11 protein-coding genes are annotated in these 17,641 nt (G+C 36.4%); 10 read left to right on the top strand and 1 reads right to left on the bottom strand.

The window, feature by feature from the left end; translation table 11 throughout:
• On the bottom strand, positions 1–4,065 hold a 4,065-nt coding region (locus tag VB694_RS09550), incomplete at its 3' end, for a beta-ketoacyl synthase N-terminal-like domain-containing protein (RefSeq protein WP_323360080.1).
• A 1,909-nt stretch (positions 4,066–5,974) separates the two neighbouring features.
• Here VB694_RS09550 and VB694_RS09545 point away from each other — a divergent pair.
• From VB694_RS09545 to VB694_RS09500, 10 genes are all read left to right on the top strand, one after another.
• Positions 5,975–7,183 carry an ABC exporter membrane fusion protein gene (locus VB694_RS09545; protein WP_323360079.1) on the top strand — a complete coding sequence of 403 codons (1,209 nt, stop codon included), beginning with the start codon at positions 5,975–5,977 and terminating at the stop codon, positions 7,181–7,183.
• Positions 7,184–7,283: 100 nt separating this feature from the next.
• Positions 7,284–8,462: an ABC transporter permease DevC gene (devC, locus tag VB694_RS09540; protein ID WP_323360078.1), complete on the top strand. Its 1,179-nt coding sequence runs from the start codon at positions 7,284–7,286 to the stop codon at positions 8,460–8,462.
• 67 nt (positions 8,463–8,529) lie between these two features.
• The gene (locus VB694_RS09535; RefSeq protein ID WP_323360077.1) at positions 8,530–9,534 is read left to right on the top strand and encodes an NAD(P)-dependent oxidoreductase; all 1,005 of its coding nucleotides are present in this window, start codon (positions 8,530–8,532) and stop codon (positions 9,532–9,534) included.
• 33 nt (positions 9,535–9,567) lie between these two features.
• Complete coding sequence (locus VB694_RS09530) at positions 9,568–10,539, top strand: glycosyltransferase family 2 protein (RefSeq protein ID WP_323360076.1); 972 nt, start codon at positions 9,568–9,570, stop codon at positions 10,537–10,539.
• A gap of 49 nt (positions 10,540–10,588) precedes the next feature.
• Positions 10,589–11,056: a DUF2141 domain-containing protein gene (locus tag VB694_RS09525; RefSeq protein WP_323360075.1), complete on the top strand. Its 468-nt coding sequence runs from the start codon at positions 10,589–10,591 to the stop codon at positions 11,054–11,056.
• Positions 11,057–11,160: 104 nt separating this feature from the next.
• Positions 11,161–12,420, top strand: coding sequence for a glycosyltransferase family 2 protein (locus tag VB694_RS09520; RefSeq protein WP_323360074.1), 1,260 nt, complete (start codon positions 11,161–11,163; stop codon positions 12,418–12,420).
• Positions 12,421–12,527: 107 nt separating this feature from the next.
• On the top strand, positions 12,528–13,790 hold the full coding sequence (locus tag VB694_RS09515; RefSeq protein WP_323360073.1) for a glycosyltransferase: 1,263 nt from the start codon (positions 12,528–12,530) through the stop codon (positions 13,788–13,790).
• Between the two features lie 1,187 nt (positions 13,791–14,977).
• Positions 14,978–16,189, top strand: a complete 1,212-nt coding sequence (locus VB694_RS09510; RefSeq protein ID WP_323360072.1) for a response regulator — start codon at positions 14,978–14,980, stop codon at positions 16,187–16,189.
• 301 nt (positions 16,190–16,490) lie between these two features.
• Entirely contained in the window at positions 16,491–16,856 is a 366-nt protein-coding gene (locus tag VB694_RS09505) for a response regulator (protein WP_323360071.1), read from the top strand.
• A 220-nt stretch (positions 16,857–17,076) separates the two neighbouring features.
• The gene (locus VB694_RS09500) at positions 17,077–17,550 is read left to right on the top strand and encodes a chemotaxis protein CheW (RefSeq protein WP_323360159.1); all 474 of its coding nucleotides are present in this window, start codon (positions 17,077–17,079) and stop codon (positions 17,548–17,550) included.
• The last annotated feature ends 91 nt before the right edge of the window (positions 17,551–17,641 follow it).

Genomic DNA, 17,641 nt, shown 5'->3' with positions numbered 1-17,641 from the left:
AATTTCTACCCGTTTGATGGAATCAATTCCTAAGTCGGCTTCCATGTCCATGTCGTATTCGAGCATTTCGATGGGGTAGCCTGTTTTTTCGCTGGTGATGTTGAGGAGATTTTTACCTATTTCGTGAATATTAATACTGGAGTTTGTTGGTTCTGAAATTAAGGCTATAGTTGCTACTGGCTCAGGTTGAGTTTCTACAATTGGGTCTGGTATTTCTATTACAGGTTCTGCAATTTTAGGACTAACAGTAACAACTGATTCTATTACTGGTTCTATTGCTGTTGCTGGAGTTTCTACAATTTTGGCGGTAGGAGGAACAACTGTTTCTGTAGTAGTTGGTTCTGGTTTTGGGGGCATCAATTCCCGTAGACTGTTGGTGTGTGTCTCGGTAAATTGAGGGGGAATTACGGGTTGAGTTGTTTCTGTCCCGTCAATTAGTAGAGAATATTCTTGTTGAATGAGTTGGAAAAAGTTTTTGGTGTATTCTACTTGTTCGCGCAGGTATTGTTCATGAATGCGGAGGGTTTCAGTTTGTTGGCTGTGAAACTGCATCATGCTCCGCTCGAAAGTTTCCATGACGACTTGCTTAAGTTGGGCAGTTTCTGAAGGTTTACTATTAATAAATAGGGCGTTCTGTTGCTGCATCAGTTGGAAAAATGTTTTGGCATATTCCATTTGATGATTCAGATATGTGCCGTGAATTTCTAGGTTATCACTTTGGTTTTCTTGAAACTGGTTCAAGAGGTTTTCTAAACTTTCCAAAACCTGATGAAAGTTATGTTGTTTATCTGGTGTTTCCATTTTCCCTCCTGGACGCTCTGCGATTGCATAAAGGGCTGTAGGTAATAATTCTTTGGTTGTTTGATTTGCAGGGTTAACAGAATTCATCTGAGGCTGATGTAAGGAAGTAACTACTGGGGTTTTCTTGTGTCCGTTGCCGTTATGGCCATTTTTAGTAGGAATTACAGGAGTTGTAGGAATTAGAGAATTCTTAACTTCTAAAGCTTTAGATTCTGGAATTTCTAAAGGTTTAGATTCCTGAATTCCTTGGATTTTGAAACCATCTTGCAATGCTTCTGTAAAGGCATTTTTGGTTTTTTCAGAAATGTAGTTAATGCCTCTTAATTTGACGTTTAAGGCTTTTTTTGTTTCAGCTACGGGTATGTTTGGAGGTAGTTGGTAAGGATCAAGATTATTCAAATTCATCCCAATAACGCGCAGTTGTATAGCTGCTTCTTTGAGGGAGCGATCGCTGTTTTTCTGTGTACTAGGATTGAGAGATATGGTAAAATGTGGACGTTCGCCTAAAATATCTTTTACCAAGTTGGTAAGAATTCGCTTTGGTCCAAATTCTACGAAGCAATAACCACCAGCAGCATAGATATTTTCAATCTCTTGCTTAAACTGCACTGAGCTAGAAAGATGACTTCCTAAAACTCTTTGAATTCCTGAAGGTTCTTGGGGATATTGTTTACCAGTGACGTTGCTGAAAACGGGAAATTTGGGATTTTGAAAGGCTACGGATTTAGTCGCAATCGCAAATGATTTTTGAGCAAATGCAATTAAAGGTGTGTGGAATGCAGCGGAAACTGGTAACAATACTGCCCCATATCCTAATTCTTGAAACCGCTGGTGAATTTTATTAATTTCCGCAGTTGCACCTGCTAAAACAACTTGTGTGGGAGAATTAAAGTTAGCGATCGCAATTTGGGGAAAATTCTTCAGCACTGCTTCTACTTTGCTGATATCTTCCTTCACAGCCAACATACTACCCGCATCATGGTCAGGGTCTTTCGGTGCAGCCATCGCTTGACCTCTAGACTTAACCAAGAATAAATAATCTTCCTCAGTCAGCACTCCCGCCGCCCACAAAGCCGTCAATTCACCAAAACTATGTCCGGCAGCAAAATCTGATTTAAACCCAGCTTGTTGGAAGATAGAATACAGCCCTGCACTAAACACCCCAATGGCAGGTTGTGCATATTCAGTTCTTTGTAAAGCTGCAATTTGAGCAGTTTTTTCCTCTTCTTCAAAAGTTGGATTCGGGAAAACAATTTGCGAAATTGGCTGCAAATTATCCTGAATTAACAAACTATCCATCTGTCCATAAAGACGACGTAAAGCCGGGAAATTCATCACCGCTTCTTTACCCATTTCTAGGTATTGAGAACCTTGTCCAGAGAATAAAGCGACAACTTTCCCGCCTAATTCCATCCCAGAAGAACGGTAATAAATACCTTGAGGATGTTCCCAAGAAACTGCTGAAGGTTTATTTTTCAGCAACTCAATACTAACTTTTAGTAACTTACAAGTTTCTGGTAAATTCTCAGCTACAAACCCAATTCTGGCGGCAGTTTTGGGAATAGTTACAGATTTCGATTCTTGAACTAATTGAGAGTAATATCTTTCCCCATCGTTAGATTGCAAATTATTAAAAGTTGCTTCTAACTTGTTGATTAATTCACTGGGATTGGCAGCAAATAATAACATCTCACTCGCCGCATTATGTAAACGATAAGCCTGTTGTTGTTCCGCTTCGTATTCTTCCAAAACAACGTGATAATTAGTGCCACCAAAACCAAAGGAACTTACACCCGCTCGTCTTGGTGTCTCCCCTTCTGCACGAATCCAAGGTCTAGTTTCTGTGTTCAAATAAAACGAAGAATTTTGAATATCGAGCTTAGGATTTGGCTCAGTAATATTGATAGTTGGCGGTAAAATCTTATGATGTAGCGCCAGTGCAGTTTTAATTAAACTTGCTGCACCTGCGGCGGCTTTAGTATGTCCAATTTGCGATTTTACACTACCTAAAGCAATATGCTGTTTTTTGTCATCATATTGACTAAAGAAATCCCGCAAAGAGCCAAATTCTGTGGGGTCTCCAGCCATTGTTCCTGTACCATGTGCTTCCATTAAACCTACAGTCGCAGGAGAAAATCCAGCATCATTGTAAGCACGTTCTAAGGCTTTAACTTGTCCTTCTTTACGGGGTGCATAAATACTCTTGTAGCGCCCATCGCTAGAAGTGCCAATACCTTTAATAACTGCATAAATTTTATCACCATCTCGTTCCGCATCTTCGAGACGTTTTAACACAATCATCCCGATACCTTCACCTAACATCATCCCATCAGATTTAGCATCGAAAGGTTTGACATTTTCGCTAGGAGTAACAGCGGGAGTTTTGCTAAAAGAAATGTAAGCCATGATGGTGTTATCGGTATCCACACCACCAGTTAGCATCATATCGCTACGATACTCAATTAGCTCACTAATTGCCATTTTTAAAGCACCGAAAGAACTAGCACAAGCTGCATCAACTACACAGTTTGTACCGCCAAAATTTAAACGATTGGCAATTCTTCCCGCCACCACATTGGCTAACATTCCAGGGAAAGCATTTTCATCCCATTTAATGTAGGCACTTTTGATTTTATCGACGATTTTTTTAGTATCTTCGTCAGACAAACCGCTGCTTTTGAGGACTTTTTCCCAAATCGGATATTCTAATCTGGCAGATAATGGCATCCCTAGCTGTTTAGCCATAGCCACACCTAAAATTACCCCTACATTCTCGCGGCTAAATTCACGAGATTGTCCATAACCAGCATCTTCCATTGCTTCTTTTGCAACTACTAAACTTAATAGTTGCGATACATCAGTAACTTCTAAAATGCTGGGAGGAATGCCAAATTCCATCGGATTAAAATCAACTTCAGGAATAAAACCACCACGTTTACAATAGGTTTTATCCTCTGATGTTCTGGGGTTAGGATCGTAGTAATCTTTAATGCTCCAATGGGTGTCAGGAACATCGGTAATACAATCAATTTTATTAACAATATTCGCCCAGTATTGTCGGAGGTTTCTGGCTTGTGGTAATAAAGAAGCCATCCCCACAATGGCGATAGGATTTTGTTGCAGTTGTCTGTTAATTTTGTGTGTTGACATTTGATTTTCTGACTTCATTTTTTTTCCCTCTATAAACCTAATCAAATCCTTTTCACAACTGTTAATAAGGCTCTCTAACTCTACCAAGGCAGTATTAATTGAATCAGCAGACATAATTGCATAGAGTAATCTTGGGGACTGTGAATTTTTTAGCTACAGAATTTCTGTAGCTTACGAATACATAATGAAGCTATTTCTTCTTAACAGTAGTAGTGACTTAGCTACATAAGAAATCAGACCGTTCATCTATCAACACCAGATGGTAAATACTGCTTTGATTTTCTATCTAAATAATTGCCATTTATGGTGTATTGATGAATTTTGGTAACTCTGTCATCCTGGAAAAATACTATACAATATTGTCTTCCCTTTTCTTGTTTTTTTAGAGACATTATGAGTAAATACTGGAGCATCGGAGAAAGATAAATTCTGTCCGCAGGATTTAGAAAACTCTACACAAAAAACTCTGGATATTGTAGAAACTGGTAAAATTTTCTGGATGTGCTTTAGGTACTAAATTGGTAAATTGCATCCCAATCAAGGGAAACTGAGGAGTAGGGATGAAATTAGAAATGTGTTTTTTTCTTGCCCTATCTGGATGATCTAGCTTGAATACAGAACTGTAATTAGTGTTAATCATAACGTCCTGTCTCTTGATAAATACCATAGCCAGTTTCACCGTCCAGGATAATCTATTTTATGCTATTCAACCAATAAAAGCTGCCAAATTCGTTACAGAAATAACACAACCTTGAATCTAAATTCATGCCATGTGAAAAAATACTTAAAGGGGTTTCTCATGAAAAACAGGGATGAGGTGATAGTATTTTTTCCTTTTTACTCTCAATTAATTTACTACTGGCCTTGCTGCTTTTAAATATTGAATTAATACAAAGACTAGCATGGTTTATAGAAATTGAATAGTTCATTTAATGTAAGTTTAGAAAAATATTTTTGGCGGTTGCGCTCACTTTTCAATACTCAATTAACAAAAACGTATTATATTTGACTATAATTCCTGTGGCAAAGGTCTGGGTAATTAGGTGTAATTTAGTCATTTTACCTGAGTTAATCAAGCTTTTTAGCAGAATTGTCTAGTTAGTCACAAAACATTAAATACACAGATAGTTATTTTGAACATAAATATCTATTTTTCAGAGAAACATCATAATTTAGCTTGAGTTTTTGAGGAATTTATAAGATAACTCAATTGGCTAATTAAAGTAGTTATTTATAAAGCAAATATTAATTTAAGGGATGTAATAGTATCAACACAAATAACTTCTTTTATCCTGTGCAAATGAGTGAATTTGTGATGAAATCTGGACATTATCACTTTTAAAAGCCTTGTTTGATAAGAGAAATACAGAATTAATGGTTAATTCATGAGCTTTTAATAGAATAGTCTATCTAAAAGAAATATTTTGAGTTATGTTTTTGAGTACAAGTTTTATTATTAATGCCCGCAGAATTAGGAGGATTTGATTGGTTGACAAATTTCGATATTTTTGGCAAAATTGAATTTGAGTTAATTAAGGTTTTTTGCTAGTTCATTGCCTCAACAATAAGTTACATCTGGAAAATAAAATTTTCAATTAGCAATCTGGTATTTCACGCTACTTCATGAAATGCCCCGTAAAGAATAAACTGAGGATAATTGGAAATAATATCACTGTTGATTGTAGCCTTTATCTTGTTACCTAGAGCGTCGATTCAGTAATGCTAGGTAATCTGTTTTTACCTTGTAGGGGCGAAGCATTCGAGTGATAACCTATCGCTGAAACCATTGATATTCTGTCCGAATGCTGATGCTTCCAGTCCCGTCAGGGATACGCCCTTACGATTAATGAATCGGTGTTCTAAAATAGCTACAAGCCCTAACAACAATTCATACAAAATAAATTCGGCTTATCTACTGACTCAAAGTTAAACCATAGAGAATAATTTCTCTTAGATAATCTCAGGATAAGTTGGCGACATTGCTATTAAGAATATCCCAAAGTAAAATAATTGGAATAAAAAGATGGCAGTAAAAAAAGAAAGCCAGTTCTTGAAAAAATCCGCTAGAAATTGGAAAATAATTTTAGCAGCTTCAGTTACTTTAGTTGCTGGTTTAGCCTCTTTCTATAGTTTTTCTCAATTGAAGGTCAAGCCTAATTCTCAGATTCAATCTGCTGCAATCAATTCTTCAACAGTAACTCCTATCAAATTAGCTGTAACTGCTTTGGGACGTTTGCAACCACAAGGCAAAATTACTTATTTATCTGCTCCCAAATCTATCAACGGTGTGCGTGTAGAAAAACTCTTGGTAGCTGAAGGAGATGAAGTAAAAGCAGGACAAAAATTAGCTTATTTAGAAGACTATGCTCGTTCTCAAGCTGCTATCAAACAAGCTTTTGATCAATTGCTAGTAGCGAAAGCTAAACTTGCACAGATAAAAGCTGGAGCAAAACCCGGAGATATTAATGCTCAAAAAGCAACAATTACCCGTTTAGAGTCACAATTAAAAGGTGAAGTTGCTGCACAAACAGCGGCAATTAACCGTATTCAAGCAGAAGTAGATAATGCTGAAAAAGAAAGCGATCGCTATCAGCAATTATACAAGGATGGGGCAATTTCCGCCTCCATTGCAGATACTAAAGCTTTACAACTAAAGACAACACAACAACAGTTAACGGAAGCTAAAGCGACTCTTGTCCGTATTCAAAACACATTACAAGATCAAATTAAGGAAGCAACAGCTAGACTCAATAGCATTAAAGAAGTACGTAATGTAGATGTGGTATTAGCAGAAAGTGAAGTCAAAAGTGCGGAAACTGCCATTCAACAAGCCAAAGCAGACTACGATTTAACTTACATCAAATCCCCCATAGATGCCAGAGTTTTAAAAATTCATGCCAAAAATGGCGAAGTCATCGCTACTTCTGGTTTTGCTGAACTCGGTAAAACATCAGAAATGAATGTAATTGCTGAAGTTTATCAAACCGATATTCAAAAAGTACGTGTTGGTCAAAAAGCAATTATTACTAGTGCCACATTTTCCGAAAAATTACAGGGAACAGTTAGGGAAGTAGGTTGGCAAGTTGATAAACAAAGTGTCTTTAGCATTAACCCCAATTCAGATACAGACCGCAGAATAGTCGAAGTAAAAATATCTGTTGATAATCCTGCTGACAGTAAAAAAATATCCCGTTTAACTAACTTGCAAGTAGATGTTTCTATCCAAATCTAGTCATTATAAATAGGAAACAGGTAATAGGGAAAATGGGATAAATAAATAACCCAATTACCGATTACCAGTTACCAATTACAAACTCCAAATTACCAAATATATGAATGTAAAAATTCCTTTAGCATGGCTACAGTTAGCCCAGCAAAAGTTTCGTTTTGTCGTAGCTGTAGCTGGAATTGCCTTTATTGTGCTGCTAATGTTCATTCAACTTGGTTTCCAAGATGCACTTTATTCTAGTGCTACAGCAGTACATCAAAATCTCAAGGGCGATTTATTTTTAGTCAGTTCACAATATAAATCCTTGACCTCTAATCAAAGCTTTTCTCGCAATCGTTTATACCAAACATTAGGTTTTAATGGTGTCGAGTCAGTTAGTCCCATGTATTTGCAATTTGCAAAATTAAAAAATCCTGCTACTGGTGAGAAATATTCAATCTATGTTATTGGTTTTGACCCAGGAAAACCAGTGATGAATATCCCAGAAGTTGAGCAGAATTTAGATAAACTCAAAATTCCTGATGTCATGCTATTTGATAGAAATTCGCGCCCAGAATTTGGACCAATAGCAGAAAAATTTGATCAAGGAGATACAGAGCAAACAATTGAAATCTTTCCCTTTGATTCTCTGCAAGGTTATCGAGTCAGAGTAGGTGGTTTATTCGGTTTAGGACCTTCCTTTGGTGTAGATGGAAATCTAATTGTTAGTGACTCAACCTTTTTCAGAATCAATCCTAATACTCGTCACCCAGAAAAGATAGATGTAGGTATTATTAAACTTAGCCCAGGTGCTTCCACAAATCAGGTTTTAGAAAATTTAAAAGCTAGTTTACCTAATGACGTACAGATTTTTACTCGCCCACAATTTATTAATTTTGAAAAACAATATTGGGCTGCCAGAACACCCATTGGTTTCATACTTAATCTGATGCTAACAATGGCTTCTGTGGTGGGTGTAGTTATTGTTTATCAAATTCTTTACAGCAACATTGCCACTCAATTTATTGCCTACGCAACTTTAAAAGCTATCGGTTACGCCAATGGTTATTTATTAAATGTGGTTTTTCAACAGGCATTAATTTTAGCTTTATCAGCCTACATACCAGGGTTTATTGTTTCTGTAGCTCTATATGATTTTGCTATGCAAGTAACTAAATTACCTATCATCATGACTTCCAATAATGCCCTAATTGTTTTAACTTCTACAGTTTTAATCTGCATAACTTCTGGAGCGTTAGCTATTAACAAACTCCGCTCCGCAGACCCGGCTGATATTTTCTAAATAAGTTAGATTCACCTCAGCCATTCTAGCTAAAAAAGTCCCTAAATTTTATTTACTCATCAATACTATGAATCTCAACAACAAAACTATTCTCATCACAGGAACTGACGAATTTATCGGTTTACGTGCAGCCGAGTTAGCTATAGCTCAAGGTCTAAAAGTACGCGGTTTACAAACTTCTTCAATACAGGATCAAAACCTGCAAAAATTAGGGGTTGAAATTATAGTTGGTAGCATCACTGACCCCAAAATTGCTCAAAAAGCTTGTCAGGGAGTAGATATTATTTTACACACTGCTCAACTGGCAGAAGAAGCGGGAGAACTTAAACATTTTCGGGAAATTAATGTTAATGGAACTTTGAATATAGCTAAAGCTGCTAAAGCCGCTGGTGTGAAAACCTTTGTGCATCTTTCTACTGTTTTGGTTTATGGCTTTAACTATGACAATGATATTACAGAAACTGGGTCAGTTTCTAGTGAAAATAACCCCTACTGTCAAACCAAAATTGAAGCAGAAACAGAAGTTTTAAAACTAAATTCATCACCGGATTTTGGTGTCATTATTATCCGTGCTGGAGATGTTTATGGACCAGGAAGTATTCCTTGGATAGTGCGTCCAGTATTGATGATGCGACAAAAATTATTTGCCTATGCAAATGATGGTAAGGGTGTAATGAATCATTTGTATGTAGATAATTTAATTGATGCTATCTTTTTAGCTATCGAAAAAGAAGCTTATGGTGAAATATTTAATATCACAGATGGTAAAGAAACTTCGTGGAAAGACTATTTTATTCACCTAGCAGCAATGGAAGGTTTACCTGCACCGATGTCTCTGCCTAAAGAGGAAATGAAGTTATTTTTGCGTGTGCGTCATCAAGGACAAAAGCTATTTCGGAAAAAAGCTGATATTCTTCCAGAATCAGTAGATTTTATGAGCCGTCCATACCCTTATTCTATTACTAAAGCTACAAGTATTTTAAACTATCAACCCAAAATTGACCTCGAAGAAGGCATGAAACGCACTCATCAATGGTTGCAAAAAACTGACCTTCAAAAATTGATGAAGTAGTAGCAATAAGATCAATGTGTGGGGGAATAGCGTATGTATAAATCTCATCCTCAATTAAGTATTGGACTACCTGTATACAACGGCGAAAAATTTATTCAAGCATCTCTAGATGCTCTGTTAAATCAGACTTTTAGTGATTTTGAATTAATTATCTCCGATAATGCTTCTACAGATAATACTGAAGAAATTTGTAGAAATTACGCCGCAGAAGATCAACGAATTCGTTACTATCGCAATCCTAGTAATATCGGTTGTGCTGGTAATTTCAATCGTGTGTTTGAGTTGTCTCAGAGTAAATACTTTAAGTGGGCAGCTTATGACGATTTACACGCTCCTGATTTTCTTAGTCAATGTATACAGATACTTGAGGAAAACCCGAATTATATCCTCTGCCATTCTCACACATATTTTATTGATCAACAGGGTGATTTTCTCCAAAACTATGATATTAAGCTCAATACTAATTCAGAAAAACCACAAGTTAGATTTGATGAATTACTAACTAAGCATCTATGTTATCAAATGTATGGAGTAATTCGTCAAAGTGCCTTAAAAAAAATTCCTCCTATGGGTGGTTATGGTAATGCAGATGGGATTTTATTATTAAGGCTGGCTATGATTGGACAGTTTTATGAAATTCCCCAATACTTATTTTTTGCCAGAATTCATCCCCAACAATCTCTAAGTATGTTTTTTCCTAATTACCTATCATTCACTAACAATCATCCTCAATACTCATTAGATATGCTACCAGATTTCTATGAGTATTCTATCTGGTTTGATTCAAGTAACAAAGGTAAAATTTTGTTTCCCCATTGGCGAATTTTCCGGGAATATCTACTTTCAATTATTCAGAGTCCACTAAATTTATATGAACAATTATCCTGTTGTTTAAGCATTGCTAAAAAGTTAGCTGGGACTGAATCTTTATTACTTAAAGATTTGTGGATGGCTGCTAAAATGCTGCACTTACACAAGTTAGCAATCAAGGATGCTTTAAGTTGAGCTAATTAATATTTAATCAATTAATCCACACTCACATATTTAGCTGCTTATGTTGAAGATATCTCGTGTTTCTTATCTATTGTTGGCGACTTTGTTAAGTCTCAGTTGTACTAACACTGTTCATGCAGAACCAACTACAGCATTAACTGTAGTCGTGAATGGTATTCGTAACCAAACAGGTCAAATTTGCTTGAGAGTTTACGACTCTGAAAAAGGATTTCCTCTGAGCAATTCTAGTGAAGTCAGAAGTGGCTGTACAAAGATTACTGGTAATTCTGTCAAGCAGGTATTTTCTGGTTTAAAACCTGGTACTTATGCAGTTGCAGTAGTTGACGACCAAAATGGCGATAAGAAACTTAATAAAGATTTTTTTGGTATTCCCCAAGAAGGTTTTGGGATTTCCAAAAATCCCACTGTTTCTATCCAAACTGGTACACCAAAATTCCGCAATGCCAGTTTTAAAATGACCAAAAATACAACTGTTAATATTACCATGAAATATTCTCTTGATCCATAAGGAACAGGGAATAGGGAACAGGTAACAGGGAATAGGTAAAGAAATTTCACCCCATCTCCCTATCCCACCAATCCCCAATCCCCAGTCCCAAATCCCCTAATTCTATGCAAGATTTGACCGCATTTCTATCTAAGTCTTTGATAAGTTGGCTAGTAATTCAGGTCTGTTTAACGCTGATATTTTTATTGTATCTGCGTTCATACAAACAACCATTACTATCAGATGACCAGCTACCAAAAACGGCAGTAATTCTTTGTTTACGAGGTGCTGATCCGTTTTTACCTAATTGTGTGCGATCGCTCTTAAAACAAAACTACCCAGAGTACGATTTAAAGTTGATCGTCGATAGTCCAGAAGATCCAGCTTTTAAAATCGCTAAAGAAGTCATCACTGAAATGGGTGCAACTAATTGTCAAATTAGCACCTTGAGAACAGTCCGCCACAATTGTAGTCTCAAATGCAATTCTTTAGTGCAAGCTGTTTCCGATTTAGATGACTCTTACCAAGTAGTTGCATTAGTCGATGCTGATACTATAGTTCATACCAATTGGTTAAGAGAATTAGTGAGTCCCCTCACCAATGAAAAAGTAGGACTAACAACAGGAAACCGTTGGTATGTACCCACAGGTAAATATTGGGGTTCCTTAGTACGCTATGCCGGTAATGTCTCCACCGTCGTGCAAATGTTCCTATTTCAAGTTCCTTGGGGTGGTAGTTTAGCAATTAAAAAACAAGTGCTAAACCAAACAGAACTACTGGAAAAATGGGGAGAAGCTTTTGGGGACGATATGCTCCTGCACAAAGTTATCAAAAAACACAAATTGCAGATTAAATTTGTCCCTTCCTTGTTAATGTTAAACCGGGAAGAAAGCGATTTACCCAACTTATTGATATCTCTCAAACGCTTAATACTTTGCTCCCGACTTTATCATCCCAATTGGTTAGCTTTAGTTAGTGATGCTATTTCTAGTATTCTATTTCCCATGCTCACTATCATCTTAGCTTTAGGATTGTTGTTAGCAACAGAATGGAATCAGGCATTTTCCTTATTTAAATCCTACAGCATCTACACCATCGGACTACTCTTATTAATGCTAGTCATGGAACTAGGAGTACAAGAAATAATTCGCGCTCAAGATCAACCAGTTCCTCAAGTTTCACTGACCACAATCATGAAAATGTTGCTTGCTATTCCCTGCACACAATGGGTTTATGGTTTAGCAATGTTATCTTCCATCAGGATGTCAACAGTTACATGGCGCGGACTTACCTATCGCATTCAAAGTCCTTGGCATATTCGCTTAGTTGAATATCATCCTTATCAATGGTTAGACCAACCAATTGATCCTAAAATTTCTCTGTAATTTCATTCGGGCATTTTATTAATTATCAGCGCAGAAACCAAGGGTTTCATGATAGTTGCTGCGTAAATCCTAAATCCAGCACATTCATGAAATAATTTCCCGCAACCATGACAAAACAACCTCTCCGCATCGCCTTATTTACTGGCTTATATGCTCCCTTTTTAACAGGAGTATCAGTTGCAGTGCATCAACGAGTTTATTGGTTGCTTGAGCAAGGACACGAAGTTTTTCTCATCCACCCACAAATCAATAATAAGTATTCTAAACAAGTCGGTAATCGTCCCATGTCGGGACTAGAAGAACTCCAACATTTTCCCAACTTCTCATCTTACGCTTTTCCCACAGAACCACTGATTCTCTATAAATCTCTACCCCAACCATTGAACTATCGCCATTGGAGCGATACCAAACTACTAGAAAAGTTTCAGCCTGACATCATCATCGTTGAAGAAGCTGCACAGATGAGAGGGTTATACTCATTTTTCCTACAAGGTTATGGACGGCCTGTAGGAGTTAATTATGCAAAACGAACTAAAACCCCAATCATCTCCATTTTTCATACCGATATCGTTGCCTATATCCGATATTATTTAGGTGATGTATTCTTCGGATTACTACGTCCCATAGTTCCTATTTTAGTTAAGCAGTTTAGTGATGCTTATAGTCTCAACTTATTTTCTTCTAGAGAACAACTAACTAAATATCAACAACTTAAATGTCAACGGGGTGAATACGTTCCCTATCAAGGCATTAATTGTGAAAAATTCCATCCCCGCAATATCTGTTATGATCCCATTCCTGACGATAAAAGACCAACACTTTTATTTGTTGGCCGGATCACACCAGAAAAAAATGTTACTCAACTTTTAGATGCTTATCCTTTGATTGCTGCTAAAATTCCTGATGTTCATTTAGTCATTGTTGGTAGTGGACCATTAGACAAGGAAATTAGTCGCCGCGCTCAAAATTATCCATCTGGTGTCACTATTTGGGGTGAATCTCACGGTACAGAACTTTTGGGATGGTTCGCCAGAGCAGATATTTTTATTAACCCTTCCGTCACAGAAAACTTCTGCACTACAAATAACGAAGCTTTAGCTTCTGGTACTCCTGTAGTTGCTGCTCTAGCTCCTTCAACTTCTGAACAAGTAATAGTTGGTTATAATGGCTTTCTTGCTCAACCCAACAGTCCCAAAGATTTTGCAGAAAAAATCATTGCAATTCTGGAAAATCCTGAACTAAAAGCTCAATTATCTCAGCAAGCTCGTCCTTCTATCTTAGAATTCGATTGGTCAGCCTGTAGCCAAAAATTTGAAGATAAGCTTTACCAGTTAGTGGATGTAACCCAAAAAGTTAAGTTGTCTTCATAATTATGATTGACCATAGGTCTAAAACAACGCCAATGTGGCTACATTTATTTGATTAGCTCTGGTAGAGTATTCAGGTAATTGACCTGTGGGTTTTTAGGTCGCCAGTTTGAGATATTCGCCAACTTGGACGGAGTTTTATCAGTAGAGTAATGACCTACTCTCACCTGATACAGCTTGATCGAAAATCAGTGCTAACTGATCAATGATCACTAGCAAGTTGCTTTAATTAGTATTTCTCTTAACTGTACCTAAAAATCGTTAGACCTTATAAGTTGTTACTTATAAGGTCTTTTATTATTTTCAGATGAATAGGGAAAATTATAGACAAAATATCTTTAATTATGTCTGAGTGTTTACGCAACTTGCACATTGGTAGGGTGCGTCAGACTGCATAAATCCCGCAAATAAACCGATTGTTGATATCTGACGCACCCTACAACAGATTTTTGGTGTAACACTTGCATAAGTCCTATTTATGAACAAAAATATCCCTGATTTTTTCAAGAAGTAGGATTTATGAGCTTGAAAATGTGTTATTTCTCAGACATAATTGCTGTAGTTATGTCTTAAACATTACTTTCATAAACTTGATTTTTTATATTTAGTCAGCAAAAATATAAACAGGTCTAACATCTTTTAGGCTCTCTTGGTGACAAATTAACCTTATCCAATGTCCATAGTCCGCAAATGCGGACTTTTTTTCTAACTGATAATTTTTGCTCTAAGCTGGTATTATTTTTTACCTTGGCAGTGATTTTACTTGTAATTTATTAAAGTCAGTCAAAAAAAAACTTGAAGTTACATATATTCATTTAGAAAAAATTCCAAAAATACCAAATATAATAATTTTGCCAACTGTAAATTCAGAAATTTTACTGATAACGTATAATGGAATAGTGAGTAAAATAGATTCTAAGTGTTAAATAAGTTTAAATACTTAAATATTGCTCTTTAGCCAATCCAATGGCTTAACCATTTATTCTCAAAAATATCAACAGGGTGTAAAGTATTAAATCAAGACCAAACAGATATTGTAAAACAATTACATAGGAAAACAAAGGATGCTATTCAGATCGTGAAAACAACAAACATATTATATTTTTGTCAATTTTTAGATCATGACTTACTTCTGGGTAGCTAGTATTAGATTCTCTAGAGGCTGACTTATTGATTCCAAGGAACAAAGTATGACCAACTCAGAACTCATAGAATCTCATAACTTATTAAATGAGTTTAAAACCTGCACTCAATTTCAATACAATGGCAAATTAAGTATTAAAGGTGCTAAAGACCGTCAATGGGCTTTCTACTATCGCCTCGGACGCATCGTTTGGGCTACAGGTGGTACTCATCCCTTTAGACGCTGGCGTAGACAAATGGCTCAATATTGCCCCGATATTGACCTAGAGAAGATTCGCTGTCGAACTGAAGATTTTGCTATCGACTACTGGGATTATAACCTCTTGGATATCTTGTACAAAAGGCAGAAAATCCAAAGAGAACAAATTCAATCTATTGTCGAAAACACAATTGCAGAACTTTTTTTTGATTTAGCACAAGCGGTTGATTTTGCTTCTGTAACTTGTCATCTCAGTCAGGACGTGATCTTAGATATGCCCATGAGCTTTACAAGTGCAGATATGTCTATTAAACAAATGCAGGACTCATGGGCAGTTTGGTCACAAGTCGGATTGGCTAATGTTTCTCCTAACTCATCACCAATCCTGCGGAGACCAGAACAACTCCAACAGATGGTTAGTGCCTCTGTATACAAAAACTTTGTCAATTTAATTAATGGCAAATACACTCTGCGAGAACTGGCAGTCAAAATGAAACAGGATGTAATGCCTGTCGCTCGTTCCTTGCTTCCCTATATACTCAAAGGAATTATTGAGTTAGTCGAATTACCTGATTTACCTCTACAAGCTAGTGATGGTGAAAACTCTACTCCTAGACAAGCCAGAAATCCAATGAATCGGAGAATTGTACCCCTGATAGCTTGTGTGGATGATAGTCCGCTGGTTTGTAAAATGCTGGAGGATATTATCACCACCAATGGACTCAGGTTTACTAAGGTTCAAGATGCTATTCAAGCTTTACCGATTCTGATTCAGGAAAAGCCAGATTTAATTTTCTTGGATTTAATTATGCCTGTAGCCAGCGGTTATGAAATTTGTACTCAATTACGGCGCATTCCAGCCTTTGCTAATACACCAGTAATTATCTTAACTGGTAATGATGGTCTTTTGGATCGAGTACGTGCTAAGGTAGTTGGCTCAACAGATTTTATCTCTAAACCAATAGTGGCTGATCGAGTTATGGGTATAATCCGTAAGTATTTACCCGTACAGGCTCAATCAAATGTTAGAAATACAGCTAATTTAGAAACTTCTAGTTAGGCTGATGTTTAATTTATACTTGGATTAAGTTTATCTATAAACTATACATTTGATTGTGAGACACTTGTAATCAAATTGTCTTTTATTCTCTGTTGAGCTTTTGAGGGAGTTTTTAATAGCACTGACAATCATGAACTTAGATCATGTAAATTTATGTTGAACACGTAAGTTTCCTGATGGAAATATCTATACAATGGTTCAAGATATAATAACAGTACAGACTAGTGCTATATTAATCTGTCTGATTTCATATCTAAGTCTTTATTTCCCCGTTGAAAACATAATTTAATAGGTAGTTATCATGAGTACTGTTTTAGTGGTTGAAGATGGCTTGACTGATATGGAAATTATTAGTAGTTACTTGAAGCAAGCAGGTTATTCTGTAATTTCTGCTACTAGCAGTGAAGAGGCACAAACAAAAATAGATGCTAATAAGCCTGATGTCATTCTACTGGATGTCATTCTACCTGGTAAAAGCGGTTATGAAATTTGCAGAGAATTACAAAATAACCCCAATACTAATCAAATACCTGTAGTTTTCTGCTCTACCAAAAATAGTGAAGTAGATAAAATGTGGGGTAATTTGTTGGGCGCTAAAGCCTATTTATCAAAACCAGTAGATAAGGAAGAATTAGAAAAGACTTTGAAACAATTGATCAACAAATAGAAAATAGCTGAAATTCAGGAGCGAATATTCAGAAGGTTTGTCAAATTACAAATTTTCATGATCAATTTTTTCTGAACTCTATTAATATTAGCTTCTGAATTTTATGTTTTACCAGCAAATTTCAGGAATTACCCCAAAAAATGGTCACTATTTATAATTTAGTTTTCAACATTAAATAGAATAGTGACTGCAAAATCATCAAGGAAGAAGAAAAGTGACTTTGGAAACCAAACAAAAATTTTTAAGTTTTAATTTGGGAGTTAGAGACCAAGCCATAATTTCGTTACAGCATATCACGGAGGTATTACGAATATCACTAACTGAAATATGCGTAGTTCCACAGATGCCTAATTGTGTATTGGGTATTTATAGTTGGCGTGGCGAAATGCTGTGGTTAGTTGATTTAGAAGAAATGTTAGGTTATCCACCTCTGTTGCAAGGTTCAAATTTACTCACTAAAATGATGGCAGTTGTGCTAGAACATGAGGGTAAATACTTGGGTCTTTTGGTGCGTCAATTGACAGATATTGAGTGGTTGGATACCCAAGAAATGAAAATTCCCTCTCCTGATTTATTTTATCCAGCCATGTCACCTTTTTTGCAGGGATACTTGACGAATGGCTCAGAGCAGATGATTTTCAATTTAGATGCTATGGCGATTATCCAATCGCCAATGTGGAGTAGCCATAACTAACAAATATCCTTGTGACAACTAATAAAATAGTTAAATTGCATCGTAGGATTGAAGATTTTGTGACTCGAAAGTTCCAATTATTAGTAACTTA

It is taken from the genome of Anabaena sp. UHCC 0451, from assembly GCF_034931405.1.
Classification (GTDB): domain Bacteria; phylum Cyanobacteriota; class Cyanobacteriia; order Cyanobacteriales; family Nostocaceae; genus RDYJ01.
The sequence above is the reverse complement of the archived record's forward strand: the minus strand, read 5'-3'. Positions and strand labels throughout refer to the sequence as shown.